General features: G+C 57.3%; 21 protein-coding genes and 1 tRNA gene. 5 read left to right on the top strand and 17 right to left on the bottom strand.

The features are described from left to right. Nucleotides 1-3: 3 nt before the first annotated feature. From FAES_RS21580 to FAES_RS21570, 4 genes are all read right to left on the bottom strand, one after another. Nucleotides 4-471 carry a (2Fe-2S)-binding protein gene (locus FAES_RS21580; protein ID WP_041258279.1) on the bottom strand — a complete coding sequence of 156 codons (468 nt, stop codon included), beginning with the start codon at nt 469-471 and terminating at the stop codon, nt 4-6. A 600-nt stretch (nt 472-1071) separates the two neighbouring features. After that, nucleotides 1072-1449 carry a hypothetical protein gene (locus tag FAES_RS30205; protein ID WP_148289429.1) on the bottom strand — a complete coding sequence of 126 codons (378 nt, stop codon included), beginning with the start codon at nt 1447-1449 and terminating at the stop codon, nt 1072-1074. Beyond that, entirely contained in the window at nt 1446-2075 is a 630-nt protein-coding gene (locus FAES_RS21575) for a hypothetical protein (RefSeq protein ID WP_041258278.1), read from the bottom strand. Before FAES_RS21575 ends, FAES_RS30205 begins: the two co-directional genes overlap by 4 nt. Before the next feature lie 252 nt (nt 2076-2327). Continuing rightward, nucleotides 2328-2696, bottom strand: a complete 369-nt coding sequence (locus tag FAES_RS21570) for a winged helix-turn-helix transcriptional regulator (protein ID WP_015333304.1) — start codon at nt 2694-2696, stop codon at nt 2328-2330. 128 nt (nt 2697-2824) lie between these two features. Between FAES_RS21570 and FAES_RS21565 the strand changes: the two genes are divergently transcribed. The 3 genes from FAES_RS21565 to FAES_RS21555 all read left to right on the top strand — a co-directional run bounded on the left by FAES_RS21565 (nt 2825) and on the right by FAES_RS21555 (nt 5017). Further along, entirely contained in the window at nt 2825-3613 is a 789-nt protein-coding gene (locus FAES_RS21565) for an SDR family oxidoreductase (RefSeq protein ID WP_015333303.1), read from the top strand. Nucleotides 3614-3671: 58 nt separating this feature from the next. After that, entirely contained in the window at nt 3672-3995 is a 324-nt protein-coding gene (locus tag FAES_RS21560) for a hypothetical protein (RefSeq protein ID WP_015333302.1), read from the top strand. Between the two features lie 131 nt (nt 3996-4126). Next, nucleotides 4127-5017, top strand: coding sequence for a hypothetical protein (locus tag FAES_RS21555; RefSeq protein ID WP_229364518.1), 891 nt, complete (start codon nt 4127-4129; stop codon nt 5015-5017). Between the two features lie 123 nt (nt 5018-5140). Here the strand turns inward: FAES_RS21555 and FAES_RS21550 are convergent. The 10 genes from FAES_RS21550 to FAES_RS21505 form a co-directional block, all read right to left on the bottom strand. Further along, nucleotides 5141-5212 (bottom strand) — tRNA-Arg (locus FAES_RS21550). A 108-nt stretch (nt 5213-5320) separates the two neighbouring features. Next, nucleotides 5321-6607: a GTPase HflX gene (gene hflX, locus FAES_RS21545; RefSeq protein ID WP_015333300.1), complete on the bottom strand. Its 1287-nt coding sequence runs from the start codon at nt 6605-6607 to the stop codon at nt 5321-5323. Nucleotides 6608-6736: 129 nt separating this feature from the next. After that, nucleotides 6737-8122 (bottom strand): MATE family efflux transporter, encoded by a 1386-nt coding sequence (locus FAES_RS21540; protein ID WP_015333299.1) that lies wholly within the window; start codon nt 8120-8122, stop codon nt 6737-6739. Nucleotides 8123-8452: 330 nt separating this feature from the next. After that, on the bottom strand, nt 8453-10918 hold the full coding sequence (locus FAES_RS21535; RefSeq protein ID WP_229364517.1) for a TonB-dependent receptor: 2466 nt from the start codon (nt 10916-10918) through the stop codon (nt 8453-8455). A 201-nt stretch (nt 10919-11119) separates the two neighbouring features. Continuing rightward, entirely contained in the window at nt 11120-11815 is a 696-nt protein-coding gene (locus tag FAES_RS21530; protein WP_015333297.1) for a DUF3823 domain-containing protein, read from the bottom strand. Between the two features lie 6 nt (nt 11816-11821). Then, a complete protein-coding gene (locus FAES_RS21525; RefSeq protein ID WP_015333296.1) occupies nt 11822-13690 on the bottom strand; it encodes a RagB/SusD family nutrient uptake outer membrane protein in 1869 nt (622 codons plus the stop codon). Between the two features lie 19 nt (nt 13691-13709). Then, nucleotides 13710-17285 (bottom strand): SusC/RagA family TonB-linked outer membrane protein, encoded by a 3576-nt coding sequence (locus tag FAES_RS21520; protein ID WP_015333295.1) that lies wholly within the window; start codon nt 17283-17285, stop codon nt 13710-13712. A 33-nt stretch (nt 17286-17318) separates the two neighbouring features. Continuing rightward, on the bottom strand, nt 17319-18374 hold the full coding sequence (locus FAES_RS21515; RefSeq protein ID WP_015333294.1) for a FecR family protein: 1056 nt from the start codon (nt 18372-18374) through the stop codon (nt 17319-17321). A 70-nt stretch (nt 18375-18444) separates the two neighbouring features. Beyond that, a complete protein-coding gene (locus tag FAES_RS21510; RefSeq protein WP_015333293.1) occupies nt 18445-19050 on the bottom strand; it encodes an RNA polymerase sigma factor in 606 nt (201 codons plus the stop codon). A 152-nt stretch (nt 19051-19202) separates the two neighbouring features. Then, a complete protein-coding gene (locus FAES_RS21505) occupies nt 19203-21254 on the bottom strand; it encodes a beta-L-arabinofuranosidase domain-containing protein (RefSeq protein ID WP_015333292.1) in 2052 nt (683 codons plus the stop codon). Nucleotides 21255-21418: 164 nt separating this feature from the next. Between FAES_RS21505 and FAES_RS21500 the strand changes: the two genes are divergently transcribed. Then, nucleotides 21419-22174, top strand: coding sequence for a Nif3-like dinuclear metal center hexameric protein (locus FAES_RS21500; protein WP_148289575.1), 756 nt, complete (start codon nt 21419-21421; stop codon nt 22172-22174). Here the strand turns inward: FAES_RS21500 and FAES_RS21495 are convergent. Beyond that, nucleotides 22157-22840 (bottom strand): hypothetical protein, encoded by a 684-nt coding sequence (locus FAES_RS21495; RefSeq protein ID WP_015333290.1) that lies wholly within the window; start codon nt 22838-22840, stop codon nt 22157-22159. The two genes, FAES_RS21500 and FAES_RS21495, sit on opposite strands and share 18 nt — an antisense overlap. A 121-nt stretch (nt 22841-22961) precedes the next feature. Next, nucleotides 22962-24317, bottom strand: coding sequence for a hypothetical protein (locus FAES_RS21490; protein WP_015333289.1), 1356 nt, complete (start codon nt 24315-24317; stop codon nt 22962-22964). Between the two features lie 119 nt (nt 24318-24436). On the opposite strand from FAES_RS21490, the gene rsgA reads away from it, so the two are divergent. Then, on the top strand, nt 24437-25363 hold the full coding sequence (gene rsgA, locus FAES_RS21485) for a ribosome small subunit-dependent GTPase A (RefSeq protein WP_015333288.1): 927 nt from the start codon (nt 24437-24439) through the stop codon (nt 25361-25363). 43 nt (nt 25364-25406) lie between these two features. Here rsgA and FAES_RS21480 read toward each other — a convergent pair whose 3' ends face one another. Further along, nucleotides 25407-26537 carry an amidohydrolase family protein gene (locus FAES_RS21480; RefSeq protein ID WP_015333287.1) on the bottom strand — a complete coding sequence of 377 codons (1131 nt, stop codon included), beginning with the start codon at nt 26535-26537 and terminating at the stop codon, nt 25407-25409. Nucleotides 26538-26728 lie beyond the last annotated feature (191 nt).

Genomic DNA, 26728 nt, shown 5'->3' with positions numbered 1-26728 from the left:
TACCTACTTCTTGGCGGCTGATTTGATGGCGTCTTTGATGCGCAGGTACGTGCCACAGCGGCAGATATTGCTACTCATGGCGGCCTCGATGTCGGCGTCGCTAGGGTTAGGCGTGGTGTTGAGCAGGGATGCCGCGCTCATGATCTGCCCCGCCTGGCAGTAGCCGCACTGTGCTACGTCGTGGTCGAGCCAGGCTTTCTGCACGGGGTGGAGGCTAGCCGAACCGGCCGTTGCCGCGAGGCCTTCGATGGTGGTGACGGCGCCTTTGCCAACCACCGACACCGGCAACTGGCAGGAACGGACCGCCGTGCCGTCGAGATGCACCGTGCAGGCGCCGCACTGCGCGACTCCGCAGCCATATTTGGTGCCGGATAAGTCGAGATGATCGCGGAGCACCCACAGCAAGGGCGTAGCTGGATCGACATCCACTCGCCTGATTTTTCCGTTAACCTTTAGATTGTACGTTGCCACTGTTGTTGGGTTTACTAGGTGATGATGTATGCGTAGTTGTAGCAAGGGTGATTGGCTGATCGGAACCGCCTTTCGTTTGGGACAAAAGGAGACCGGTACAAAAGTCTCATGAATAGACCGGTAAACGGGTATACAGATTACGGAAGTTACTACCAATTTTACGGATATGGTGAAGGCAAACGCAACCGTAAGATCCCGAAGGCCATATGAATAAGAACGTGAAGCTAAAGGCAAAAGGAAGTGCTATCGGGAGTAGTAAAAGGCCCTTAATGCGTGAGTAAGTCTGTAAAGTCAGGTAAGGTGATCAATGCTATCGCCAAGCCTAGTGGCCAGATAGAAGTGAAAAGGCGTTACGGACTACGTCAGGATCAACGTAAAGGCAGTACTAAATAAACACCGTAAAAAAGTCTCTACTCAATGTTGATATGTATTTATAAGCCAGCCTAGGTTGCCCATTATTTAATTTCGTGTGGACTAAATATTGAACATACGTTTACTTCTTAAAATAGGTTATTGGTAACGTTGATGAATGTGTATTGGCAACGGCGTTTGCTGCCATAATACTAAGTGGTCATGCCGTGAACTTACTCTTACGACTGCTTAGTTGCAATTCAAATTTAAATAATGATTTAAGGGTGTGCCGTTAACTTGTATAGCTCTGAATAATACAGTTTGCTTCTTCTCAACTCCGGGAATCCAGCTGTAAAAACTTTTCAGATATGACGGATAAGTAGCCCCTACAATGCCTATACAAGGATGAAAAAGGAATTCACCTATCCCATAATATTTTTTTAAACTATAGTCTTGGTAGAAAGGTCCAATAAACCATTTATTAATTTGTAAATGGATAAAATTATATATGCCCGAATATTCTTCTTTGCGCAATAATATAAATTTGTCGTAAATCCCAGTGCTTCTGGGGGTTTTATCTACAACTAATTCGGGTTTATCAATCAGTTCATCAGCGATAATCCTCACTGAATCGGCATTGAAACTTGGATGGGCTTTCGTATACAAGTAGCCATTGTACTGTTCCTTACTGTCTTAGGCACGGTCGTGTTATCAATCGCAAAGCATTGTGTCATGGTTTCAGCCTCGTTCGGAATATAGAAAGCACTGTCGATTTCTATAATTGGAATCAAATTATATGTTCTAGTCTTCATTGACAAACCATTTGACTTCTCAAAATCAGAATCCTGGTCTTTTTCCTCACGTATTGACTTAAAGGACTGATCGACGAGCTTCACGACGTCATTAAACGTGATAACACTATCTCGAATATGATCATAATTCACTTCTCGCCAAAACCGGTCATTAAAGGCATAGTGTGAAAAGCCAGCTTTCGGTAATACGATCATACTGATTGCGTAAGATAGATTCGTGTTACTTCCATAATCTTTTACCTTGTTATGATCAACTAACATATTAATAACCTCTAGTTGTAAGCCACCTGTTGTCGAATTTGACAGTATAAGTTTTTTGGTATACTTTGCATCTACAAAAAAGTATCGTTTCTTTATAGAACCAAGGTTCTCTTGCCCTACACATTGAACGGTATATAAGATTGATACTGCGGAAAAGAATAGTTGCAACTTAGATTTCATAAATAGAGATGAAAAGAGTTATAGGATAAACTTAGTCGATCGATAAGCACTATTTACTATAGTCCGTTTCATTGACAATGAGCCAGAAGATACGTGTACTATAAGCCACCTGAACGCGTTAATGGCCGATTTTGTGTGACGGCCAGGAAGCCCCAATATATCTACCTCCCCTAAACGAATTAAAAATCCGAAGCCATTGTGGTGAAATGCCCGACGGCTTCAGAAAGTATTAGACACTGGCCATGATAGCCATCATTGTGATTCGGGTGTGATGTTCTTCAGAATGAGGGTCCGCAAGCGCTCATCATGCTGATCGCCCCATTGCCCGATAGCGCCAATAACGGGAATGAGTGATTGGCCCAAATCGGTGAGGTAATAGTCAACCCTGGGCGGCACAACCGGGTGAATCACTTTTCCGACCAGTTCGTGGCTTTCCAGTTCCTTCAACTGTACGTTCAGCACGCGCCGGGAAGCCCCCGGAATTTTTCGCTGCAGCTCGCTGGGGCGTTGAAAACCCTCGTGGATAAACCACAACAGCCGCATCTTCCATTTGCCGTAAAGTACTTCGCCAATCAGGTCGAGCCCACAGGTCAACTCGGGCAACGTCTTTCGTTCGTACATACGGCAAATATAACCAGGTGCACCGGGCCGCTCAATAGGGACAAATTTATCCCTATCTGATTCGTAAGACCGTACTTGTCAGCGCCTGTCATACGCCCCAAATTTGTCCTGTACAAAGCAACAGCGTTATGGATAGTCCCTTTGACAATGAATTGGCAGGCAAAATCGCACTGGTCACCGGAGGTAGTAAAGGAGCCGGGAAGGCCATCGCCGATCGCCTGTTGAGAGCGGGTGCCACGGTGATTAGTACGGCCAGAAACAAGCCGGAAGACGAGACGCATGGTACCCATTTTATCGCCGCCGACTTAAGCAAACCGGCCGGCACCCAGCACGTAATTGACGAAATACTTAGCACATTCGGTCACCTGGATATCCTGGTTAATAACATGGGTGGCTCAGAAACGCCGGGTGGTGGGTTCGCTACGCTATCCGATGAAGATTGGGAGGCTTCGTTTCAAACGAATCTGCTGGCCCCCGTGCGCTTAGACCGCGGGTTGTTGCCCGGCATGATCAAGCGCGGGGCAGGGGTCATCATCCACATCGCGTCCATCCAGGCAAAGTTGCCCTTATACGACGCCACGCTGCCGTATGCCGCGGCGAAAGCCGCGCTGGTCAATTACAGCAAAAGCCTGTCGAACGAGGTGGCGCCAAAAGGGGTACGTGTGCTCACCGTATCGCCGGGCTGGATCATGACCACGGCATCGAGCCGAATGATGGAGCGTATTGCCGAACGTTCAGGCAGTACCGTAGAACAGGCCGCTGAGGGGGTAATGGATGCCCTTGGCGGTATTCCGTTCGGTCGGCCCGCCTGGCCTGAGGAAGTGGCTGAACTGGTGGGCTTCCTGGTTTCACCCCGGGCGGCCTATCTGACCGGCACCGACTTTGTCATTGACGGCGGCACCATACCCACGGTATAGACCGGTAGTTTCCAGACGGGCGACAAACCCCGTTTATTGAACCATAAACTGTATACTAATGAAACTCCCTGACAATATAGAAGGCCTTGTCAAGGCGCAGAATGACCTGGACAGCACTGCATTTGCGGCGCACTTTACAACAGCGGCTACCGTTTCCGACGAAGGATCGTCCTATGCGGGCTCAGCCGAAATTAAGCAATGGATAGAGGGGGCGACCCAAAAGTACCGGATGCAGCTAAAACCACTCGATTTCGAGCAAACCGGCTCCACGGCTGAGCTGACCGTCGAGGTAAGCGGCACGTTTCCCGGAAGCCCGGCTGTGCTGCACTACCACCTCGAACTGGATGGGCCACTCATTCGCTCATTACGCATTTCAGGGTAGACGCTCCCGGCCGAAATTTGCCCAAATTGCACAAGTAGGATGCCCACTTGACAGCGGATCAAGTGGGCATCCGCTAAATGACTGATGACGCGATGATTAAGAACTCGGTTTTTCGATGGGCGACTTGGGCTTTGCTAACGCTATTGGTCTCGGGCCATATGTTGGCGCAGAAGGTGGCGGCGACGTACGAAAATGACCCCGCAGAACGGATTCGGGTAGCCTCCGAAGCGATCGTCAACAAATTCCGCGCGGCTGGCATGAATCCCGTTGACCATAAGCTGACGCCCGCTCAGAAAGAGAAGGTGAGCCGTGCGTTTGCCTTGCTGCCCCCACTACATCGGCAACTTTTGAAACAGCATTTGCACAGCATCAGCTTTATGGACAACATGCCCAACACGGCATTGACGTCGCCCGTTGATACTAGCGGCCTGTCCAGACAGTTTACGATTACGTTTCGGGCCGGTTTACTGGACGAAACCATTGCTGACTGGGCCTCGGCCAAAGAGAACACGTGCTTTAAGCAGGCCGATGAGCCTCGTTACAACGTGCGCGTTGAGGGGGGCAATATGGACGCGATCGTTTACGTGCTCATGCACGAGGCCACGCATATTGTCGACGCGGTCAAGGAGATCACCCCACACGTCGACGAGCCAACATCAGTGGTTAAACCGACACGGTTTACAAAGGGTATATGGCGCTTGATGAACGTACCCGCCGGTACGTACCTGGATTCGCTGCTGGAACAAACCCGTTTCCGAAGCGGCAAGACGGTGCCGATCAGTGCGGCGCCGGCCGTGTATAGAACGCTCTCAAAGACGCCGTTTCCTTCGTTGTATGCCATGGCTGCCTGGTTTGAGGATATTGCCGAGCTGGCAACCATTTACCACCTCACGACCCGGTTGAATCAGCCTTTTTATGTGACTGTCACGAAAGACGACGTCGAGGTAGCCAGATTTGAGCCCATGAAGAACCCGCTGGTTAAACAGCGCCTGGCTCAATTGGCGACCTTCTACGCGCAATAATGCCATCAGTTCCTGCCGACAAAAGCAGCCACTGTGCCAGGTAGGCGTATCTGTTTGAGAGATTGGCCAGGAAGTGGTCATCCTCAGTTGGCTCTGCTTGAGCCAACTGAGGAGGCCATAAAGTGGCTCCGGCGGGAATCGAACCCGCATCTAGCGTTTAGGAAACGCCTATTCTATCCGTTGAACTACAGTGCCAGTGAAATGCACAATGGATAATGAACGATGTACAATGGCAATGCGATCACTCATTGTACATCGTTCATTATCCATTGTGCATTTCACTGCAAAAATGGGCAAAACAGCCTAGTTCTCCAATTTTGGCGTGACTTCTTCCGCGCTGGGGCGGGCTCCGTCGCCGCCCAGCGTGGCCGTTTCGAGCAGGGGTACGTTCAGCCAGTTGGGATAGATCTGGAAGTGGCGTTCCTTCACCATCTCGTAGAGCAGCTCGCGCAGTTCCGACAGGTTCTCGCCCGTTTGCGCCGACACGAATACGACGTGCTCGGCCTGCTTCGCCAGGTTCATCCGTTTCAGGTACGTTAGCGCCGTCTGCCGCCGTTCGTCGGCGGGGACTTCGCCCTCCGTTTCGGCGTCGAACTCGGGCGCCCATTCTTCCTTCGGTACAAAGGCGTCCATTTTGTTGAACACCAGTACCACCGGCTTGTCGGCTACGCCCAGCTCGATCAACGTTTTGTGCACCACGTCGATATGCTCCTCAAACGAGGGATGTGAGATATCGACCACGTGCAGCAGAATATCGGCTTCGCGCACCTCATCGAGCGTCGACTTAAACGACTCGATGAGCATCGTGGGCAGCTTACGGATAAACCCAACGGTGTCGGTCAGCAGGAACGGGATGTTGCCCAGCGTGACTTTCCGCACCGTCGAATCGACCGTCGCAAACAGCTTGTTCTCGGCAAAGACATCGGTCTTGGCCACGGTCCGCATCAGCGTCGATTTGCCCACGTTGGTGTACCCCACCAGGGCCACGCGCACGAGGCGATCCCGCTCCTTGCGGCGCGTCTGACTTTGCTTGTCGATCTTCTCCAGCTTTTCTTTCAGGAAGGCGATCCTGTCTTTTACGATCCGGCGGTCGGTTTCGAGTTCTTTCTCACCCGGCCCCCGCATCCCGGCGCCCCCTTTCTGGCGGCTCAAGTGGGTCCACATGCGCGTCAGACGGGGGAAGATGTACTGGTATTGCGCCAGTTCGACCTGCACCCGCGACTGCGCCGTCTGCGCCCGCATCGAGAAGATGTTCAGGATCAGCAGGCTCCGGTCGAGCACTTTGATGTCTTTGAACTCGGCTTCGAGGTTACGTACCTGCGCGGGCGTGAGGTCGTCGTCGAAGATGATCGTATCGACGGGCTCGGCCATCACATACGTCTGAATCTCTTCCAGTTTCCCCTTGCCCACAAACGTGCGCACGTCGGGCCGTTCGAGCTTTTGGGTAAACGTTTTCTTCGTGACAATCCCCGACGTTTCGGCCAGAAAGGCCAGTTCGTCCAGGTATTCCTGTGTCTGCGAAGCGGTCTGTTTCTGCGTAGAAACGGCCACTAACACAGCGGTTTCGGGTTGTTTATGCGTTTCGATCATACTATATGGATAACAGTAGTTTAGAGGTTCCAGTTTTCGGTTTCGAGTTTCGAAGGTTTAGCGTTGGCTGATGCAGGCTTCTAGAGAGCCAGCTAAGTCTAAACTGAAAACTCGAAACTGAAAACTGTTTTACACGTTCACAGTTCGCCAGCGGCCCCGGCGGAAGATCAGCACGGCGACGACCGCGAGCAGCGATTCGGCGATCGCCACCGACCAGAACACGCCCGACGGCCCCCAGCGGAGCACTTCGGCCAGCAGCCAGGCCAGCGGGATTTCAATAACCCAGAAGCACAAAATGTTCATCAGCATGGGCGACCGGGTATCGCCCGCCCCGTTGAGCGCCTGCGACACCACCATGCCGTAGGCCATGAACACGTACCCAAGGCAGAAAATCCGCAGGCTCTGCACGCCGATGGCCAGCACGTCGGGCTGTTGGCTAAAGATGCCGACCACCGATTCGGCGCCCAGATACAGCGCCAGCCCCACCGGCGACAGAAACAGCAGGTTGCACAAGGCCGCCCGCCACACCGACGTCTCGGCGCGGTCGGGCTGGTTGGCCCCCAGGTTCTGCCCCACGAGCGTCGCCGCCGCATTGGCCATCCCCCACGACGGCAGAATCGTGAAGATGAAAATGCGGATCGCCACGGTATAGCCCGCCACCACGTCGCTACCGAAGGTCGAGACGATGCGCGTCAGGAATACCCAACTGGCCGATCCGATCAGGAACTGACCGGTACCACCCGCTGCGAGATTCAGCAGGTTACGAATAACACCCCCGTCCGGCGCCACCGACGCCCAACTGATACGCAACCGGCCTTTGGGACCAGCCAGCGCGTAAAGCTGGTACAGTACGCCCAGGCTGCGGCCCGTGGTGGTAGCCACCGCCGAGCCCATCACGCCCAGCTCGGGGATGGGGCCCCAGCCGAAGATGAAGATCGGGCAGAGCACGATGTTAATGCCGTTGGCGATCCAGAGGGAGCGCATGGCGGTGGCGGCATCGCCCGCACCCCGCAGCGAGCCGCTGAGTGTGTGCAACAACATGATGGCCGGTGCCGAAGCAAAGATGACGCGGGTGTACCCGGCCCCGCTGGCAACCAGCCCCGGATCGCCGCCCATGAGCCGGAGCAGGTCCGGCGCAAACACCACGCCGGGAATACCCAGCACGATCGCCGCCGTCAGTGATACAAACAACACCTGCCCAACGGCCCGGCTGGCTTCGTCGGTGTTGTTTTCGCCCACGCGCCGAGCCACCAGCGCCGTAGCCGCCGTGCTGAGGCCAATGGCGATGGAATAGACCAGCGTCAGTACCGACTCGGTCAGGCCCACCGTGGCGACGGCTTCGGTGCCCACGCGGGCGACGAAAAACACGTCGACGATCGCGAAGAGCGACTCCATGACCATTTCCAGAATCATGGGCACGGATAGGAGGAAGATCGCCCGGTTGATGCTACCAGACGTCAGGTTGGCTTCTGAGCCGCGCAAGGCAGCCAGCAAGAGCCGAAAAAATCGGGACATTACAGAAAAGGAGAAAGGGCCGCTCAAAAACGGCTACCGATGTGAAGAGAAGGAGAGAGGAAGACAGCGCAAACGGCCACGGCTGGCGTGGGGCGGGCGGTCAGAAAAGAAAGCTCGTTGTCGTTACCGAACCCGAGCGAGCGCAATCAGCTTCATCGGCATAGACGCAGCGCAGCAAGGCGAAGCGTGTTTTGGAAGGGCAAAGCTACGTAAGTTTCTGATACGTACCTAAAATGAGTTTAGCGTTTTTGAGTTTCCGGTTGGCTGACGCCCTAGTAAGCTTGGGCCAGCCAGCGGAAAACGCCAAAACTCAAACCGGAGAAACTCCATTTATTCCGTCTTCGCGTCGTCGTTGGTGATGCGCTTTTTGGGGCGCTGTGCTTTGGCCGATAGTTGCCCGAAACGCCAGTTGACCGACAGCCGGATGTTGCGGTAAGCGTTTTCGTTGACGCCGTCTGTGATGAACGTGGCCGTACGAAACTGGTTCACGATGGTGTTGTACTGCGCGAAGGCGTTTTCGAGGTTCAGCGTCAGCACCACGCGTTGCTTTTTGAATTCCTTGCGGGCGGCAAACGCGTAGTTGTAAAAGCCCGAGGTACGTCCCTGCAACAGAATCCGGGCCGAGTTGTAGGAGGCATTGGCCTGCAGACTGATGTCGTTGGGCAACGGCACCGACGTGTTGATCGTCACGCGGTAGCTCCAGTTGCTGTTCTGCACCTGTAAGGCCGCGCTATTTAGCAGGTTGTAGTTGACGCCGATCGAGCCGTTCAGTTGCCAGTTGCGGTAGGGGCGACCCGACCCAAACAGGTTGAGGCCGTAGGTGGCGTTGCGGGCGATGTTCTGGTAGGTCGTATAGGAAACATTGGCCGTGTCGACGGTCGTGACGCGCTCGATGGCGTTGTTAGTCAGCCGGGCGAAGACCATCGCGTTGATGTTCAGGCCTTTTTTGGTAAACGTGTTGTAGGAGATTTCGGCCGAATGGGCCAGTTCGGGGTCGAGGTAGGGGTTGCCGAAGAACAGGTTTTTTGGGTCGGTCGAGTTGATGTACGGGTTGAGGAAGTTGATCGACGGACGCTGAATCCGCTGGCTGTAATTAAACCGGACGCGCTGATTGCCCGATAGCCGTTTCGATACTGAGACGTTGGGCAATAGGTTGGTGTAGCGGTCGGCGAAGGTGGTTTTTGTCGACACGAAATCGGCGGTGATGCGGGTCAGCTCATAGCGACTCCCGAGCGTATACGTCCATTTGCGGGGTGTATTGATCCGAAACGACGCATAGCCCGACACAATGTGCTGCTGGTAATCGAACTGATTGGCCCGGCGCGGGTCTTCCCGGAAATCGGTGCTGTCGGTGGCGCTGTCGAGGCGGTAATCGCTGCCGACATGGCGCAGCACGCTTTTAACGCCCACCTCCAGTTTCTGTTTGTTGGATTTGAACGGGTGGTCGTAATCGGTCTGAATCGTCAGTTCGGTAGTCGTGTTCAGGTTGACGTTCCGTTCGCGGTAGTTGATCAGCTCGCCTTCGGGGAGTGGGTACTGATCGAGCGCGTAACGGCTGTCGTTGGCGTTGCGGTTCACCTGCGTCAGGAAGGTCAGCGTCTGTTCGGGCCGGGCAAACAGGTGCGTGTAGTTGATGTTGGCGTCGACGCTGTTGGACGCCGACGTGTTGTCGGTATACCGCCGGAACGGTTGCCGGGGCGTGGCCGACACGTAGCGCGTATCGCGAATCGACGTACCTGAGCGGTCGCTGCTGTTGACGCTGCCATCAAGGCCAAACTGGTTGGTGGAGTCGAGTTCGTAGTCGAGGTTGAACGAGCCGAACAGCGCATTGCCCCCGTTGCGGCTGCTGCTGCTCTGATACAGTTCACTCACCGAATCGGACGTACCCAGCGCCCGCCGCACCGACGACGACCGGCTGTAGTTGAGTGTGTAATTGCCGCCGCCGTAGGCCGTGAGTCCCCATTTACCCGCCCGCATGTTCAGGTTACCGCCGAGGTTGTCGGTGCGGTTGCCGACGGTGCCATTCAGGCCACCCGTCATACCTTCCAGTCGGCTTTTGGTGATGATGTTGATGACCCCCGCCGTGCCTTCGGCATCGTATTTGGCCGAGGGGGCCGTGATCACCTCCACCGCTTTGATGGCGTCGGCCGGAATCATCTGCAACGCCTCGTTGATGCTGCGGGCCATAATGCTCGACGGCTTGTTGTTGACCAGCACTTTTATACTCGTACTTCCTTTAAGCTGAATAGTGCCGTCGGGATCGACGGTGAGCAGTGGCGTCTTTTTCATCACGTCGATGGCCGTACCACCCGCGTTGGACGGGTCGTTGCCCGCGTTGTAGACGAGCCGGTCTTCCCGGTCTTCGATCAGGTCGCGGCGGGCGGTTACCTGCACCTCGGCTAGGGTGTTGGCCGTCGACCGGAGCAGCAGCGGGGGCAGGGTTTGCTGGTAACTGTCGGGCGTCAGCGCCAGCGTATCGGTCATCCGGTTGTCGTAGCCAACGAAGCTCACGCGCAGCACGTACCGCCCCGGCAGGAGGTGATTCAGGGCAAAGCTGCCCGTTGCGTCGGTGGTAACCCCCGTGAGCGGCTGGGCACTGCCGGGTCGAAACAGGGCTATCGTGGCAAATTCCACCGGCTTGCGGCTGGCTGAATCCAGCACCGTGCCCACCAGGCTCCCCACGTCGGCGGCCTGCATGGGACTGGGCAGGGCCACCGTATCGGGCTGCGCCTGTACGATTGGGCTATTCCAGATAAAACAGATAAACAGCAGACTAACCGATAAAAAAAGCTTCATGAACGTTGAGCAAAGCAGAAACGAAGTGTCGACGATACCGCTGTGAAAGCGGCGGGATGATGGGCGCACCATCAAAAAAAGCCTCCCTTAAGCAAGGCAGGCTTTTCCGCACTTCTAACCTATGAATTATCGTTTACGACTAAAAAAAGGCGTTTTGAACAGCGGTTGCCAACGAGAACGTCGCGTCAGCAACCGCCTGTTTTACAGTTGAATTTTCTGAACGGGCGAAAAGAGCATGTCTTCAACCCCGGCGATCTTGACCCCGATCCGGGCGTAGGCAAACGACTGGGCAGGTGTCAACGCGGGTACGTCGACGGACAGCGACAGGTTGGCCAGGTTTGTCAGGTCGGCGCCGGTGAGGTCTTTGGTGGCCACGCTCGTGCGGCCATCCACAAACTGCGTCTTGCTCACATACAGCGACACGCGCTCGACGTTGCGGGCGTTGGCGTCGGTGATGATCTTTTCCAGCGACGCCGTACCGGTTACCTTCCGGCTGGCCGACACGAGCCGGGCGTTGCGGATCATGTAGTAGGGCATCACCTCGATGTCCATCGTCTGGGAGCCGCTGAGCGCCACGGTTGTGGTGTCCGAGTTGTCTTTGCGGATAGTACGGAACGGCCCCTGCGCCGACGGGATGTACATCTTGTAGGTGGCGTCGAAGAGCAGCGCCGAGTACGAGCCATCCTGATCGACGGTCACCGTAATGGGTGTGCGTTTCTGCCAGCCCGGTTCCCACAACTCGAACGTGACGTTGTTGTACTCCACGCCGATGGGTTCTCCTTTGTAGACGATCCGGCCTTTCAGGTAGGATTGGGGGGCGGCGTAATTGTCGTAGTCGCAGGCGGTTACGGCCAGGCCAGCCAGCAACACAAGCCCGTAAAAAAGAAGTCGTTTCATAGTGGCTTATTGGTTCGGGTTACGCACGATTTTAGGGTTGTTGGCGCGAACGTCGTCGCCGATGAACGAGTAGTAGTTACCCAGCCGGAAGCGGTGCGCGTTGGTCACGCGCGAGGGCAGCACCTGCTTGAAGATCCACTTGCCATCGTTGGGCGTGCCGGGCGCGTAGAGTTTGTAGGGCCACAGGCCAAACACGCGCGTGCTGGTTTCGGTCGCCTTGCCGGGGTTGGTGGTCAGCGGGGCGCTGTTGCCGTTCCAGGCAACGTGCGCCAGCCGCCAGCGTTTGTAATCCCAAAGCTGATGGTCTTCAAAGGCCAGTTCCACGCGGCGCTCGTGCCAGATCCGGTCGAAGGTGATGTCAGTAGCGGTCAAGGGTTTGGTCAGACCGGCGCGGGCACGTACCTGATTCATGTACTCGGCTGCTTTGGCGGTCTGCCCCAGTTCAAAGGCGGCCTCGGCGGCGTTGAGCAGCACTTCGGCGTAGCGGTAACGTACCCACCACACTTCCGACTGCGTCCCGATCTGCGCCGACCCAACGGTGGGGTCCATGTACTTGCGGACGTAGAAGCCCGATTGGGCTGTAAACTCGTAGCCGTCGATCGGGCCGTCTTTGCCCACCACCTGTACGGGCGTGGTGCCGCCGGGCAGCACTTTGGTATCGCCCGGTTTGTCGGCCGTGATCACCTGACCAGTGGTTGTTTGTACCCCCGCCCAAATATCGACCGGCTTGCCTTTGAACGACGTACCTGGAAACAGCACCGTTCCCGCCAGCCGGGCATCGCGGCCCGCAAACAAATCCTTCTGATTGGCATACACGATCGGGTTTCCGGCGGCATCATTGATGGGCAGCGGCGCAAAGGTGTTGTCCAGCTTCTCGAACGACTGCACCAGGTTAAGCGAGGGATTGAGCCGACCACCGTTGGTGCCTTCTTCGGCTGAGGTCAACGGGCTGTTATCCAGCGTCCAGCTCTGCACTTTTCCGCTCTTGAGCTTGTAATCGTAGGCAAAAATCACCTCCGGGTTGTTGCCTTTGTCGTAGAACAGGCTCGCGAAATTGTCGGCCAGATCGTCGGGTTTTTTCAGGTACAGCGAGTAGCCCGTCACCTCCTGCGCTGCCTTGAGGGCCGTCTGGTAATAGGCGGTCGCCTTGTCGGCAGGGATGCCCACTTCGCCGCCCGGCAGGGTCACCTGCGGGGTGGTGGCGCCGTATTTAGCAATCGACCCGGCGTAGAGGGCCGCCCGGGCCTCCAGCGCCAGCGCCGCGCCGCGCGAGGCCCGCGACTTCACGTTGGGGTCGTTGGGTAGCGCGCCTTTAATCGCTTCCATTTCGCTGATGACGAAATCGTAGATCTCACTTTCTTTGGCGCGGGCCTTTTGCAGGTACGTTGGGTCGCCGCTGAAGTCGTAGGTCATGGGCTCCAGAATGAGCGGCACGCCCCCCATACGTTTCACCAGGTCGAAATAGAGGGCCGCCCGAACAAAACGGGCCTCGGCGTTGAACCGGGCTTTGGCGTCGGCGGCCAGTTCGGTTGACTTGTCCAACTGCTGAATGAACAGGTTGATGTCGCGCAGGTAACCATAATCCCAGCTACCCCAGCTGCCGTAGCCATAATCCTGGTTCTGATGCCGGCCGTAGTCGCCAAAGGCCGAAGCAAAGGCTTCGTCGAAATTGGTGAACTCATACCAGCGGTCGAGGCGCTGGTAGTCGGGGTAGCGGTTGTATAGATCCGCGACGGCCGACAGCGTAAGCGACGGGTCGCTGAAAATCTGATTTTCGAGCAGGATGTTCTTCGGCTGTTTCGACAGAAAATCCTGGTCATTGCAGGCCCCGCACACGGTGAGCAGCGCCAGTAAAGTACATGTAGTTCGTTTCATGACGGTTATAGGCTGTGGGTTAAAACGACAGGTTTACCCCTACGTTGACTAACCGGTTTTGCGGGTATTGCAGGCCGTTTTCGTCGGTCACCTCCGCGTCGATGCCGAGCTGCGAGACGTTGTCGATCGAGAACAGGTTGAAAGTGTTCAGGTACACGCGCGCCTTCTGGATTTTGAGGCGGCTGGTGAGACTCTGCGGCAGGGTGTAGCCCACCTCAGCGGTGCGCAGGCGGATGTAACGCACATTGACCAGCCACCAGGTCGAGGGTTTGTTGTAGTTGCTGTGGCCGCCGTCGTTGAAGCGCAGGGCCGGACTGCGACCCTCAATCCAGGGGCTGTCGGGGTTGAGCGGGTCGGTGCGGTGCCAGCGGTCGTCATACATCGATCGCAGCAGGTTGCCCGTGTTCTGGTAGGGCCAGCGCATCTCCCAGTTCTGGTTGTAGGAGTACATGCTGCCACCCGAGAAATCGGCCGTCAGATCGAAGCCCCGGTAGTTGAGCGACAGGTTGAAGCCGAAGTTGACAATGGGCACTTTCGACACCGGGTAGCCGATGGGCCGCCGGTCGTTGTCGTCGATGCGGCCGTTGCCATCTACGTCGCGGTAGATGAAATCGCCCGGCAGCAGCGTTTTGTTGCCCTGTCCATCCACGTTGACCTTGTAGTCGGCAATTTCCTCGGGCGACTTGAACTGCCCAATCACTTCCCAGCCCCAATACGTATCCGCCCACCGGTTTTCGCGGGAGTTGTAGTAGTAATCGAGCGAGTTGCCGAACATAGGCTTGTATGATTGCAGGTTGCGGGCCCGCGAATAGCCCACGTTGGCCGCCGCCCGGATTCCCACGCCCTTGAAAGAAGTATTGTAGGCCAGTGAGGCTTCCCCACCGATGCGGGCGTCGCTGTTCACGTTTTCGTCGGGCAGGGCGTAGCCGAGTTCATTGGGCACCAGCACGTCGTACTTGCGGCCCCGCAGGCCCGTCCGTTTGCGGTAGAAATAATCGAATTCACCCGTCAGCTTGCCGTTGAAGAGCGAGTAGTCGAGGCCGATGTCGGCGATGGTGCTCGTGAACCACGAGAGGTTGTTGATGGGCACCCCCGTATTGCGCGACCCTTTGATAATCTGCCCGTCCAGGATTTCGGTCGAGGAGGCGTAGTTGTAGCCAGGGATGTAGGCAAAGGGCGAAATGAAGGATGCGTCCCGGTTGATGTCGTCGTCGCCCAGCTTGCCATACGACGCCCGCAGTTTCAGGTCGCTCAGAGCAGCGAGGTTCAGGTTCTTGATGAACGCCTCTTCGCCAATCCGCCAGCCCGCCGATACGCTGGGAAAGAAGCCCCAGCGCTTGTCAGGGGCAAATTTCCAGGAGGCATCGCGTCGACCCGCCGCCTCGAAAAAGTACTTGTCAGCGTAGTTGTACGTCAGCCGGCCCACGTACCCAATGCGGGCTTCTTCGTTGTCGCTGTCGTTGTAGGTATCCATGTCGGCAAACTGCAACAGCGGCAGAGCGTTGGTTTTCGGCACCGTGTGCACCCAGGTTTCGATGTCGCGGCGGTTAATGCGCTCGGCGACGAACGTAGCGCCCACGGTATGCCGCCCGACGGTGTTGCTGTAGTTCAACTGGCCCTGCAAGACGTTCTCCAGGATCTTCCGGGTACCGCGCTCACGCCAGGGGTTGCTGCTGCCCCCCGTGATGCTGTAAGCGTCCTTGACGGGGTCGTAGGAATACACGTTGTAGGTGTATTCGTGCCCGTTCATGAGCCGGTCGGCGATGTAGTAAGAGTAAACACCCCGCGCCGTCAGGCCTTTGATGGGGGTACTGTAGTCGGCGCTGAAGTTGGTTTGCAGCACGCGCCAGTCTTCGCGCCAGTAGCCCGAAATATCGAAATTGTGCAGTGCCCAGTTTTCGGCATTGTGGCCGATGTTGTTGGGATACAGCGGGTTATCGTTGGCGTAGGGGCGCTCGGTGGGCCGGTTGCGGAACAAGGCGAAACGAGGAGCCCAGTAGTCGTCGCTACCCGGTACACCGGGGTTTTCCCGGCTTTCGATCCGGCCGTTGATTTGCACACCCACTTTCAGCCGGTCGGCAATGCGGGCATCCACGTTGGTCTGGATGTTGGTCCGGTTGAAGTTATACTGGTTCAGCACGGCATCCTGGTTGAGGCGCGTCACCGAGAAGTAGTAATTGATCTTGTCGGAACCACCCGTGGCATTGGCGCTGAACTGGTACTGCGGCGCGTTTTTGCTCACGATGAAATCATACCAGTCGAAGCTCTTGTAGCCCGCTTCGGTGCCTTGCTTCCACTTGTTCAGTTCGTCCTGGGTGATGTTGGTTTTGCCGGTCTGGTTCACCTCCGCGTCGGCTTTGCCCAGCATCCATTCGTAGGCACCTACGCCCTTCGGAAAACGGGTCCAGTTTTGCCAGCCGTAATACGAGTCGATGTTGATTACGTTGCGGCTGCCGGTCTTTCCCCGTTTGGTCGTCACGATCACGACGCCGTTGGCCGCCCGTGAGCCATACACCGAGGCCGAGGCGTCTTTCAGTACGGTAATGGTTTCGATGTCAGACGGGGCGATGTTGTTGAACTGACCGGCGTCTTTCTGGATACCGTCGATCACAAACAGCGGATCGCCCATACCACGTACCTGCAACATGGCCGACGAACCGGGGCGCCCTTCGTTTTGCCGGAACGACACGCCCGGAATCTTGCCCGCCAGGGCGGCGCTGACCGTGGAGACGTGCGCTTTCTCGATGTCGCGGCTGGCGATGGTCGAGATGGCTCCCGTTACGGATTCCCGTTTCTGAGTGCCGTAACCCACCACCACGACCTCGTTCAGGGCCTGATCCGACGCCCGCAGGTTGATGCTCAGATTGGTTTGCCCACCCACCGTCAGTTCCTTGTTGACGAAGCCGATGTAGCTGAATACCAGCACCGAACTGGCATCAGGTACGTCGAGTTGGAAGTTGCCGTCAGCGTCGGTGGTGGTGCCGCGTTGGGTTCCTTTCAGCACCACACTTACGCCCGGCAGGCCCTGGCCGTTGGTGCTGTCGCGCACCGTACCCCGAACGGGAAAATCCTTGACGGCCACCAGGTGCAGGGGCGGGGCTACCAGCTCGTTCTGCAGCGACGCCATGGGGGCCATCAGGCCCGGCTCAGCATGCTCCGAGGTGGGGCGGGTGCGGGGGATCGTCGGCAGGGCCGGTGTCGCCTCGGCGGGCTGAATTACGTAGTAATCCGCCACCTTTTTGTAGGTCAGGTGGTGCGGGGCGAGCAACGCGTCGAGCGAACCTTTGAGGCTGTTGAGGCGCAGCACGGTACCATCGGCGTACTTGTTGGCGATGATCTGATCGTTGATGGCGAACCGCACATTGTGTTGTTTCGCCAGCTTGTCGAGGCATTCCCGCAGTAACCGCATGTTGCGGCGGGCCGTTGGTGCGGTCTGCTGCAACCGAACGATGACGGGGCTGAAGTCGCTGGTAGCGGCCTTGGTCGATACCAGGCGGATCGACGCAAAGTCCTGGGCCGAGGCCGCCGTCGGGAAACTACCGAGCAGCGGCAGGCAAAACAGACCAGCTTTTAAGGAGCGTAGTTGTTTAGGCATAGTAAAAAGAAAAGGGAGTAGGAAGACTTAGGGTTATTCGATGGTCACGACGGAGCCGCGCCGGTGAATGTGGAGACCGAACGATTCGGTGAGTAGGGAAAGGAGCAGATCGGGGTTGTCGGCGGGAACGGTAGCCGTAAACGTCTGGCTGGCCAGATTGGGGCGGCGTAGGCTGATGTGCCAGCCGTAGATATCTTCCAGCCCGCTGATGATGTCGCGGATGGGGGTCTGGTCGAACCGGAGCTGCCCATCGCGCCAGGCGTCGTAGCTGTCGACGTCGACCCGCCGCTTCTGGAAACCCGTGGCGCTGGGTGATACGTCGACCAGGTCGCCGGGCTGCATCAGCAGGCTTTCGTTTGCGCCCGGCCGGGTGAGTTTTACTTTGCCCTCGTTGAGGACGACCCGCGTTTTGCCCCGTCGGGTGTTCACGTCGAACTGCGTACCGAGCACTTCAACGTTGGTCAGGTCGGTGTGCACGATAAAGGCGTCAGACGGTCGGGTGGGGGCCGTGGCCGTGGGGGCCGCGTGCCGATGCACCGAGAAGAACGCCTCGCCCGATACCCACACCTCGCGGGGTTTGTCGGCGCTCCAGTCGTCGGCGTAGGTGAGCGACGAATTGCGGTTGAGCGTGACGGTGGAGCCGTCGGGCAGGGTCACCTGCTTTGTCTCGGTATAGGCCGTCTCGATGGTGTGACGGCCAGGTACGTTGAGGGTGTACCAGCCCAGTCCAACCAGCAGGGCGCCCGTCAGCGACGCCGCCACCCGAAACCACGACTGCCGCCAGATAGGGAGCCGGAGCACGGGTGTTTCATCGGCGGGTGCCGCCGCCGCATACCGCTGGTCATAGTGGCGGCTAAGGGTCGCCCAGATGCGTTGCCGGCTCGCGTCGGGCAGCGTATGGGGGCGGATGGTGAAGTGTTCAACGGCCCAGGCGGCGTCTTCCATCGTGGCCTGTAGCTCGGGATGCGCCGCGGCGAATCGGCGCCAGAATGCGTCGGTTTCAGGCGTCGGTTGTTGGACCCACGCCCTGAAATCGGCATCCATCAAGAAATCTTCGAAGCCGTATTCGCTGTAGTCGGGGACTTCCATTGACCTGTTATTGCTGTTATCAGGTCAAATCCGGGAATGCGATAAATTATCCCTGATTAGGTACTATTTTTTACGGTTTCGTCAACAGTAGCAGCAACAACGACAATGCCGCCCGGGCAGGTAGGTGTTTTCCCAGGCTGGCAAGAGCTTTATAGAGCACTTTATACGTCGATAACTGGCTGATTCCCATGATCTGAGCGATTTCGTCGTAGGGTAGCTCGTCGTAGAATCGTAGGTAAACAACTTCCTTCTGCCGGGCGGGCAGGCGATTGAGCAGGCTGAGCAGATGCCCCGAGCGCTCTTCGCTGATGCGGTGTTCCAGCCATGACGGTTCGTGCGTGAACTCAACCCGGAAGTCGGTGTCGCGTTCGAGCAGCGGCAGCGTTTGCTGATCGCGCGCGTCGAGGCGCCGCACGATGTCGCGCCGCAGCGCCCGGAAGAGGTAAAACTTGATGGAATCGGTCTCCGACAGGTTGCTGCCCCGTTCGAGCAGCCGCAGGAAAAGCTCCTGGATGCAGTCTTCCGTAAACGCCTGATCACCTGTGAAGCGGTAGCTGTAATTGTAGAGCACCGGCGCAAAGGTTTCGTAGAGATAGGAAAAAGCCGCCTTATCGCCCGAGAGAGCCTGTTTCCAAAGGGCAGCGTCAGGCAGGGAAGCAAACTCACTTTTTCTCATAACGAACGGAATAACGTAGAGACCTGTAACTGGCTTATTCGGTGCCTATCCACCGGAAATAAGCTGCTAAAATAACTACGTTTTGTGCCGAAAGAATACAACATGGATCGGAATAGGGTTTTGTTGTTCTTTTTTTATGCCTGGCGGGTGCCTTATGGCTGTACCACCGGGAACGAAGCAATGCGAAGACGGGTAGCCCCCATCGGGACGAGCGTGACGGTCTCCACGGGTTCACGGCTGACCACCGGGCTCTGGGGCAACACACCGCACAACCCATACTGATCGATCGCCCAGCCGGGAATCTTCCGGGCTTTCACCGTCAGGGTGACGGGGGCTGTTTCGGGCGTGAACGGGAACGGTGCCACGGGGCCCTTCTTCCGCGTTACCGTAAATGATCGTTCGGGTTGCGGTGCCAGCACCAGCCCGTAATTCCAGGCCGATCTGGGGAAGATTTCGTACGACGGCCACTTTGACTGATCGGCGTCGGGTTGCCACTTCGAATCGCCAATGGCGGTTTTGCGGCTGTCTTCCGGCCGCACTTCCTGATCGATCTTCAGCGAATAGGTAAGCGGGCCGTGGTTGACACTGACGCTGTTTTTGTTGGCGTCCCAGGTACGTACCCGCAGGCGCATGGGCAGGTCGAGCGTGATCTTATCGCCCGATTGCCAGGTATCGGTCAAGACGATGTACTGCCCGGCTTTGGCCGTAACCGGTACTGCTCGCCCGTTGACGCGCACCGTGGGGTTGCTGCACCAGGCCGGTACGCGCAGGTAGAGCGGGAAGGCTGTGGGGCGGGCGGCTTGCACCGTTAGCCGCACCTGCTCCTCAAAGGGGTAGCTGGTTTCCTGCTTGAGCGTCACCGCTGAGCCATTGCCCACTTTCGCCGTCACCTCCGACGCGTTGTAGAGTACCACCGCGAGGCCGTTGTCGGGCGTGGCCATGTACAGGTTTTCGGCGTAATAGACCCAGCCGTTGGCGTGGTTGTGCTGGCAGCAGCGGCTACTGAAGGGGTTCATCATCAGAAACGGCCCCTGGTTATCGATGCCGGGGTGATGGTTGGCCGCGTCGCTGCGCACCATGTTGGGAGCCGTGAGGTACCGGAGCGAGCGGTAATCGGGCATGAACGCCGCCGGTAGGGTGTTGAACGCGACGTCCTCGCAGTTGTCGGCCCAGAACGGGTCGCCTGTAAAACGAAGCAACAGCTCGTCGGAGGCCATCTGCTCCACCATGCCGCAGGTTTCAACGGCCTGCCGGGGGTCGGTGTAGCCGGGGCGGCTGTTTTCGTCGCCACCCCACATGCCGCCGGGTACCTGCCCGTAGCGCTGCCGCACCAGCTCAAAGTTGTGGTACGTTGCCATCAGATCGCTTTGGTCGCCGCTTTGCAGGTAGTAGGTCGCCGGTTCGCGGAAGCACTGGGCAATATTGACGTTGTGCCAGTTAGGCAGGTTGTTGGCCTGCCGCCAGTTGGCGGTGTTGCGGTGAATTTTTTGGGCCAACTCGAGCAGGAAGGGCGCTTTGGTGCGGTTATAGAGCCAGTAAGCGCTGTAGAGGTTATCGCCGCCCCGGCTGTTTTCCCAGTAATCTTCCAAGAACTGATCGTCGGGCAGGCTGTTTTGCCAGGTAAAATAGCGGCTCATCAAGGTCAGAATGCGCGGATCGGGTTTGTGTTCGTAGCGCGATTGCAGGCAGAACAGCATGAGCATCTGCGCCCACAAATCGCGTTTGCCGTTGCGCATCACGATAGGGCCGAAATCGCCGTTGTCGCGCTGGCTATTCATGGTGCCTTCAAGCCAGATGTTGGTTTCGGCCAGCATATCGGGGCGGTTGAGCACGTAGGCCATATCGCCGTAGCCCTTAAGCCAGTAGGGGAGTTCCTCCCAGCCGTACTCGCCCTTGCCGTCTTTGTTGAGCCAGGCGTTATTTTTTTTAGTGAGCCAGATACTGATTTGCCCCAGATGCCCCGCCAACCCATTGGCCTGCCGGTTCAGGTTTTCGAGCAGCCAGCCGTTGGGTCGAATGCTACCGATGGGGAGTTTGATGAAATAGTCGGGTTTGAGAGGAGCCTGATTACTGACGTAGTGAGCGTTACGGCTGCTAACGGCTGGCCGGTCCACTACGGTTACGTTAGGCGATGACGAGCGGACGGGTGGCAACTGTGTCGCCGCAACCCCTGCCAGCGCCAGCAACGGAATCAGATTTTTCATGGTCAAAATAGGATTTTTATGTAAAGCAGATTTTTCGGCTGCCTATCCCTTGCCCGTCGCAGGGAAATCAGATTCGACGTAAATTAGCCTACTGGTGTAGCCGATTGATACGGATTTGTTGCTAATATGGCCGAACTATTATGAACATATGCGATTCTGTCGCCATGCAGCACCTGAACCTAGCCGATATTAACGCCTATCTGCAAAAGACCTTACTCGTCGACCGGTTTCCGGCAAGCGAGCAGGGCGGTATCTATAGAGCGTCGGACCGCCCGATCCGCCGCCTCGGTCTGGCCCTCGATCCCCCGCCCCAACTGGCTGACTGGGTGCGGGCCGAGCAACTCGATGCCCTCTGGTTGCACCGGCCCTGGCGCGTCGAACTGGAGCAACTGTCGGCCGATATCGGCATCCTGCACCAGCATCTGCCCTTCGACGAGCACCTGACGATGGGCATGAACCCCCGGCTGGCTGATCTGATGGGGCTGATCAACGTGGCCGAGTTTGGCTATAAACGCGCCCCCGACGATCTGGGCAACCCCATGCCGCCCCGCCCGATCGGGATGATTGGCGACGCCCTGCTGCGGCCTTTTACTGACTGGGTGTCGTTTGTGGAGCACGCCTTTACGGGGTTTGATCGGGCCGAGTGGGGCTACGATCCCATGCCGACGCGGGTGGTGGTGGCCGGCGTCATGAACAGCGAACTGATCAGGGAGGCCTATGAACGCGGGGCCAGCCTGTACCTCACGGGCGAGTACCGCACGGGCGCTCAGCCCGCCGTGGAGGAAACGGGGATGGCCGTGATTGCCATTGGCCACCGCCGTACCGAAGAATGGGGCCTGCGTATGTTGAAAAAAATGCTGCGCCGGCAGTGGCCCGAACTGGAGGTCTTCGTGGCGGCAGGCTCAGAAACGACTCCGTAGCGTAAGCCCCGCCGCCGTGGTGATGGTACCGGGCTGTAAGCGCCACGAAACGCGCTGCTCTTGCCGAAGCGACCGGTTGTAGTACTGCACTGCCCGACGTACGTGCTGACCCGGTAGGTTGAGGCCCCAGTCGATGCCGGTCAGGATACCACCGCCCAGCAAAACAGCAAAGCCTGCTCCGAACGCGTTTTTGCGCTGGTTATCGGGGACGGTGACAGCCCCCGCCTGTTGCCCACCGTAGACGACTCCGCCACTGTACCCGCAGGCCAAACCAGTCGGGCAGATGTAGGGCTGCTGCGTCGTGAATTTACCATCCGCATTGGGCGCATTGGACGCCACCATCACCGTACCGACAACCATAGTCGCCACGCCGCCCGCAATAAGCCAACCACCCGTATGTCGGTTACGGATGTAGGCGTTGATTTCCCGGATGGCATCCGGATCACCCGAGGCTTGTATGTAGGGGACTAAATGGCGCGCTATGATGTCCAGGCCATCATACGTGTACTGCGTACTGACCGTTGATCCGTAGTAAGGACCTCGATAGTCAGGTACAAGGTCGTTCCCGATTGGCTTCAGGTCCTGCCGCCGTAGCGTCTGGACGCTGTCATGTTGGGCGAAAAGCAGACTAGGCAGCAGGAGCAGCAGTAAGCAGAGCCGGTTCATAGTAGTACCTGTTTTAGGTAGGTAATGTAACGACTCTTTTGGCTTAGTATATTAAAATTTGACTAATCCGGAGTTGTAATAGGATTAATTTAGTAAAAGGGACGGGGCAGGCACCTCCGGTTTAGTAGGTTGATTTTCGGGTTAACCCCTGCATCAATTCGGAAAAATAGGCGCCGTTCTGCGGGCCAAACCAATTCATAACGCGGGTTTCATAGGCGTCTTTGTCGTAGTAGGCATCGGGGGTGATGTAGCCAACGTACCCACCGTTGAAGCTCGTCACGATCAGGTCGAGGCCCTGTTGCCGCGCGACCTGGGTGAGCGGTGCCAACAGTTCGCCCGAAAAATCGCAGGGTGTGCCGATGAGCAGCACGGGTCCCACACGCAACGCTTTCAGATCGGACGGGTAATCGCCATAAACAGCATGAAACAGCCACGGCCGAATGCGCCAATCGCCAATCACGCGGGGCGCTGGATCGCGCAGGGTAAGGGGTAGGGTAAGCAGGCCCAGCGTGCTGTCGGGCGCGGCGTTGAACTGGCTCAACTCGGGTTTCAGGCGGGTGAGCATCTCGGCTGCGTACTGGTCGATCAGCTTGATGTCTTTGCCGGTGGGTGGCCCTTTGGGGCCCATGCTCCCGACGCCACCCGCCAGAAACAGGGCAAAGCCGTCTGTTTCGCGTTCCAGCCCATCCACCAGCCGACCCGGCCAGTCACGGCTGAGATACTGGTAACTAAAAATATCGATCAGCGTAGCGTGGGCTGGGTACGTTGCCAGCGTGGCCGTCTGGCCGTTGGCCCGTTTGAGTTGCAACAACCGAAAAAACGGATCGACGGGTTTGGTATCGTCCAGCCGGTTATAGACAAACTCCGGCGCGTTAACTTCCCGGTATCCGACCGTTACGGGTTGCAGATCGGCTTTGGCGCGGCGGATGGCGTTGAGGATGGTATTGGTGATATGATCGACGGCCCGCTGATCATAGGACCCGGAAAACAGGTTACCCACCAGGCCCGGTGCCCAGCCGCCGAGGCTGTTGTGGCTGTGGATGGCTCCGAAATACACTGATTCCCAGCGCAGGCCCACCTCGGGTAGGCGCTTGCGCAGTTGCTCGCTCAAGGTGGGGGGCGTAATGAGCAGGTCGGAGGCGATGAGCGCCACGGGGCCGTTGCCGTTGTCGAACACCACGGCACGTACCCAGACCGAATCGGCGACGGTGGTCCAGTGCTTGCCTTTGCGCACGCCATAGCCGCCCGTGGGGGTTGTGAAGGTGGGTGTCAGGTTGGCTTTAGCCCAGCCCGCCCGCAAGGCCGTTTTGGGCTTGGGCAGCGCCGGTAACGCATTGAGGCGGGCGGTGGTCTGTCGGTAAAAATCGGTTTGCTGGTAGGGCGTATGGTCGTTGGGCGACAGGCTCACTGCCAGAAACAACACGATTAGCGCCAGCAGGCCGCCCAGGATTTTCAGCAACAGACGTAGAAACTTCATCGGTAGAAACGCAACGCGCGAAAGAGTGACGCAAAGGTCGCAAAGACAATGTTGAAAAACTTCGCGTCCTTTGCGATTCCCTGTGCGCGCTTTGCGTTTACAACTAAAAAGGATTCATTTTGGCAGACGGCTTAGTCATACGCTCAACGGGTTCCTGGTACGACGTTCGGAACCAGGACGGACATATTTATCGCGCCCGGCTGAAGGGCAAATTCAAGATTAAGGGGCTGAAAGTAACCAACCCCATTGCCGTGGGCGATCGGGTGCAGTTTGAGGTGGAAGACGAACTCGAAAACACGGCCGTGATTTTCGACATTGCCCCCCGCGACAATTACATCATCCGGCAGTCGGTGCACAAAACGGCCCACGGGCATATTCTGGCGGCCAACCTCGATCAGGCAGTGTTGCTGGCTACGCTCACCCTGCCGCGCACGTCGCTGGGCTTCATCGACCGCTTTCTGGTCACGGCCGAAGCCTTCCGCATCCCCACGACCGTTGTGTTCAACAAAACCGATATTCTGAACGACGAAGGGCTCGAGTACCAGCGCGAGATTCAGGATATGTATGAGCAGATCGGCTACCCAACGCTGGCGACCTCAGCCACCGAAGGCGACGGCGTGGAGGCGTTCCGTGACCTGCTCGATGGTAAAATCACGCTGTTGTCGGGGCATTCGGGCGTGGGTAAATCGTCGCTGGTGAACGCGATTGCGCCCGACCTCGATCTGCGCACCAACGAAGTGTCGACGTTTGCCAACAAAGGCGTGCACACCACCACCTTCGCCGAGATGTTTGAACTGGCGCCAGGTACGTTCATCATCGACACGCCGGGTATCAAGGAACTGGGCCTGATCGATACGGGTAAGGCCGAAATCGCGCATTACTTCCCCGAGATGCGCGATCGGCTCAACCAGTGCCGGTTCCATAACTGCCTGCATATCAACGAGCCAGGCTGCGCTATTAAAGACGCCGTGGCCGAAGGCGACATCGCCGAGTCTAGGTACGTTAGCTACCTCAGCATGATGGAAGGCGAAGACAACCGGCGCTAGCTACGACGAAACCGATAGACCCGCCGTGGCGGGTCTATCGGTTTCAGTTTGGAAAGAGTTTGGCGTCGAGGCCGGGGATGATGCGGAGGGCGTTTTTGTAATACACCTTTTTCAGCACATTGTCGGGCAGTGCCATGCCATACATCCGCCAGAAGGCGTGGTACTTCTTGTGGTAAGGAAAATATTCGTCGTCGGTTTCGAGCACGCGGAAGTACGTGGCGTATTCGCTGGGCACCCAGCTATCCTTCCCGAAGACGATCCGGTCCTGATGCTTCACGAAAAAGTTGTGCGAGGCGCGCGGCTGCCGGCCCAGTTCGGCAATAACGGCGCCGATTTCCACGATCATGTTGGGCATCGCCTGCATCAGGCTGTCGAGCTTGGCGAGGTCGTTGGGGTACCAGCCCATGTGCGCCGCGATGAACGTGGTTTTAGGGTGCTTCCGAAATACGTTGTGTTGTTCGGTGAGGAGTTGCTCCCACGAGGCCGTGTTGTTGGTTGAGCGTTTCCGGTTGGGGTGCAGCTTCAGTTCCAGCCAGCGCTCGTTGTAGCGGTCCATCGGGTCCCAGAATGACTTGGGGTCGGCCGTATGAATGATGACCGGAATACCCAACTGACCGGCTTTGGCCCAGATCGGGTCGAGACGAGGGTCATCGACGGCCACCCGCTTGCCACTCGCATCTTTGGTATCCATGCCCAGATTCTTGTAAATCTTGAGGCCGCAGGCGCCCGCTTTCACGTCGGCTTCGAGGCGTTTGACGGCCTCGTCGGTCCAGCCGGGTTTGCCAATACCGTCAAACAGAATGTTGGTGAACAGCACCAGCCGGGGCGTATTGGTTTTCTTGATGTTAGCCAATGACTGGCTCAGGAACTTGTCGCTTTCGGCGGCATCGCCCCAGCCCCGTCCGCTGAGGTTGACCATAATGCCCATATTCAGGCTGTCCATCTGGTTCAGGAGGGGCCGCAGGTTGGCGTCGCCCATGTTCCACTGGTGATTGTGCACGTCGATGAACGGGTATTTGGCCCGCGTCCGTTTATGCTCGGGGACTTTCAGCGTTGAGACGGGGTCGTATTCTTCAAAACCCAACGGTAAGTCGGCGGGTTTTTGCTGGGCGAATAAAGGGGTGAACGTGAGTGTACTAAGTGCGAGGGACCAGAGGAGGCGGTGGCGAATCATGAGCAAGTCAGGCGGTGAAACAACAGACCGCCAGCCAGTAAGCCAGCGGTTTGTAAAGATACAGACAGGGCCCTGTTTCAACTACAGGCCGAACCAGGTTTCCCACGACAAACACGCTCAGCCGCCATCTACAGCGTTGCTGACAAGTAATTGCCTACAGCAACGTACCTGAACGGCTGCCGAAGCAGATG

It is taken from the genome of Fibrella aestuarina BUZ 2, from assembly GCF_000331105.1.
Lineage (GTDB): Bacteria > Bacteroidota > Bacteroidia > Cytophagales > Spirosomataceae > Fibrella > Fibrella aestuarina.
Note: the sequence above shows the minus strand (reverse complement) of the source record. Positions and strands in the feature narration are given on the sequence as shown.

What these genes read in the sequence shown, in the direction of transcription:
- FAES_RS21575 (WP_041258278.1), bottom strand. Translation starts at nt 2,075, where the DNA reads ATGAAATCTAAGTTGCAACTATTCTTTTCCGCAGTATCAATCTTATAT.
- FAES_RS21570 (WP_015333304.1), bottom strand. Translation starts at nt 2,696, where the DNA reads ATGTACGAACGAAAGACGTTGCCCGAGTTGACCTGTGGGCTCGACCTG.
- FAES_RS21565 (WP_015333303.1), top strand. Translation starts at nt 2,825, where the DNA reads ATGGATAGTCCCTTTGACAATGAATTGGCAGGCAAAATCGCACTGGTC.
- FAES_RS21560 (WP_015333302.1), top strand. Translation starts at nt 3,672, where the DNA reads ATGAAACTCCCTGACAATATAGAAGGCCTTGTCAAGGCGCAGAATGAC.
- hflX (WP_015333300.1), bottom strand. Translation starts at nt 6,607, where the DNA reads ATGATCGAAACGCATAAACAACCCGAAACCGCTGTGTTAGTGGCCGTT.
- FAES_RS21540 (WP_015333299.1), bottom strand. Translation starts at nt 8,122, where the DNA reads ATGTCCCGATTTTTTCGGCTCTTGCTGGCTGCCTTGCGCGGCTCAGAA.
- FAES_RS21535 (WP_229364517.1), bottom strand. Translation starts at nt 10,918, where the DNA reads ATGAAGCTTTTTTTATCGGTTAGTCTGCTGTTTATCTGTTTTATCTGG.
- FAES_RS21530 (WP_015333297.1), bottom strand. Translation starts at nt 11,815, where the DNA reads ATGAAACGACTTCTTTTTTACGGGCTTGTGTTGCTGGCTGGCCTGGCC.
- FAES_RS21525 (WP_015333296.1), bottom strand. Translation starts at nt 13,690, where the DNA reads ATGAAACGAACTACATGTACTTTACTGGCGCTGCTCACCGTGTGCGGG.
- FAES_RS21520 (WP_015333295.1), bottom strand. Translation starts at nt 17,285, where the DNA reads ATGCCTAAACAACTACGCTCCTTAAAAGCTGGTCTGTTTTGCCTGCCG.
- FAES_RS21515 (WP_015333294.1), bottom strand. Translation starts at nt 18,374, where the DNA reads ATGGAAGTCCCCGACTACAGCGAATACGGCTTCGAAGATTTCTTGATG.
- FAES_RS21510 (WP_015333293.1), bottom strand. Translation starts at nt 19,050, where the DNA reads ATGAGAAAAAGTGAGTTTGCTTCCCTGCCTGACGCTGCCCTTTGGAAA.
- FAES_RS21505 (WP_015333292.1), bottom strand. Translation starts at nt 21,254, where the DNA reads ATGAAAAATCTGATTCCGTTGCTGGCGCTGGCAGGGGTTGCGGCGACA.
- FAES_RS21500 (WP_148289575.1), top strand. Translation starts at nt 21,419, where the DNA reads ATGCAGCACCTGAACCTAGCCGATATTAACGCCTATCTGCAAAAGACC.
- FAES_RS21495 (WP_015333290.1), bottom strand. Translation starts at nt 22,840, where the DNA reads ATGAACCGGCTCTGCTTACTGCTGCTCCTGCTGCCTAGTCTGCTTTTC.
- FAES_RS21490 (WP_015333289.1), bottom strand. Translation starts at nt 24,317, where the DNA reads ATGAAGTTTCTACGTCTGTTGCTGAAAATCCTGGGCGGCCTGCTGGCG.
- FAES_RS21480 (WP_015333287.1), bottom strand. Translation starts at nt 26,537, where the DNA reads ATGATTCGCCACCGCCTCCTCTGGTCCCTCGCACTTAGTACACTCACG.